The 1,669-nt window shown below is 72.3% G+C and carries 2 protein-coding genes; one reads left to right on the top strand and one right to left on the bottom strand.

Features of this window, described 5'->3' with window-relative positions:
- Window positions 1-70: 70 nt before the first annotated feature.
- Entirely contained in the window at window positions 71-1,282 is a 1,212-nt protein-coding gene (locus tag ITI46_RS34350; RefSeq protein WP_209243966.1) for a pyridoxal phosphate-dependent aminotransferase, read from the bottom strand.
- Between the two features lie 146 nt (window positions 1,283-1,428).
- On the opposite strand from ITI46_RS34350, the gene ITI46_RS34345 reads away from it, so the two are divergent.
- Window positions 1,429-1,669 (top strand): hypothetical protein (locus ITI46_RS34345; protein WP_209243965.1); only part of this gene is annotated, 241 nt, incomplete at its 3' end.

Here is a 1,669-nt window from a genome sequence, read left to right as displayed (position 1 = left end):
GGAACGGGGGCCCGCAGGTCGCCTGCGACCTGGGGATTCAGCCGCAGACCCGGATCCGGGACGCGGGCGGTCAGCCCTCGCGCAGGGTGAGCAGCCGCTCGGCGGCCTGCCGTAGGACGTCCTCACGCTTGCAGAAGGCGAAGCGGACATACGGCGCGCCCGCCGCGGCGTGGTCGTAGAAGACCTGCGTCGGGACGGCGACGACGCCCGCCCGCTCAGGGAGCGCTAGGCAGAACGAGACGCCGTCGCTCTCGCCCAGCGGGCGGATGTCGGTGGTGATGAAGTAGGTGCCCGCGGGGGAGAAGACCTCGAAACCGGCCTCGCGCAGCCCCTTGGCCAGCAGATCCCGCCGGGCGCGCAGCCCCTCCCGCAGCGCGGTGTAGTAGCTGTCGGGCAGCGCCAGCGCCTCGGCGACGGCGTACTGGAAGGGGCCCGCAGAGACGTAGGTCAGATACTGCTTCGCCGACCGCACGGCGCTCACCAGCGCGGGAGTGGCGGTTACCCAGCCGACCTTCCAGCCCGTCAGCGAGAACGTCTTCCCGCTCGACGAGATCGTCACCGTACGCTCGCGCATCCCGGGGAAGCCGGCCAGCGGGTGGTGCTCACCGTCGAAGACCAGGTGCTCGTAGACCTCGTCGGTGACGGCGAGCAGATCGCGCTCCACGCACAGCTCGGCGACGGCCGCCAGCTCGTCGCGGCGCAGCACGGTGCCGGTGGGGTTGTGCGGGCTGTTGAGGAGGATGAGCCGGGTGCGGTCGGTGACCGCATCGCGCAGCTCGTCCAGGTCGAGGTGGTACGCACCGTCGCGCGGGCGCAGGGTGACCGGCACCCGGGTGCCGCCCGCCATCGCGATGGAGGCGGCGTACGAGTCGTAGTACGGCTCCAGCGCGATCACCTCGTCCCCGGGCTCGACCAGCGCCAGCAGCGAGGCGGCGATGGCCTCGGTGGCGCCGGCGGTGATCAGCACCTCGGTTTCGGGGTCGTACGCCAGGTCGTGGAAGCGCTGCTGGTGCTCGGCGACGGCGGTGCGCAGCTCCGGGATGCCGGGGCCCGGTGGGTACTGGTTGCCGCGCCCGTCCCGGATGGCGCGTACCGCCGCCTCGCGGATCTCCTCCGGGCCGTCGGTGTCGGGAAAGCCCTGGCCGAGGTTGATCGCGCCGGTCCGAACGGCGAGCGCGGACATCTCGGCGAAGATCGTGGTGCCGAACTCGGCGAGGCGGTGGTTGAGCAGCCCACGCCCGCGGTCCCGTGCGCCCGGTACAGCAGCTTGGCCAGCAGTCATGGCTGTCATCCTCGGGCAAGCTCTTATCTTCCTCAACCCTGCTTTGCGGCGCAGGCACCCCGGGCAGGAGCCGCCTACGCCCGCGGACGGCAACACGGAAGCGCCGGAAGGGAGTTGCCGCCCAAGGTCCATAAGGGGGATGGGTAATGCACCAAGTCCTGGTATTCGTCGGCATAGTCGTCGTCTTCGCGTTCATCGCCGCGCTCGTCAAGGCGTCGGGGTCCGGAAGGTCCACCCGGCCCGGCCGCGCCCGCGGCAGCGGCGGCTCCTGGTGGGCCGGCGGCGGCGGGGGAAGCGGCTGCGGCAGCAGCAACTCCTGTGGCGGCGGCAGCGGCTGTGGCGGGGGATCCTCCTGCGGCGGCGGCTCCTCGCGCGGCGGCGGGGGCG

It is taken from the genome of Streptomyces oryzae (genome assembly GCF_017676365.1).
Classification (GTDB): Bacteria; Actinomycetota; Actinomycetes; order Streptomycetales; family Streptomycetaceae; genus Streptomyces; species Streptomyces oryzae.
The sequence above is the reverse complement of the archived record's forward strand: the minus strand, read 5'-3'. Positions and strand labels throughout refer to the sequence as shown.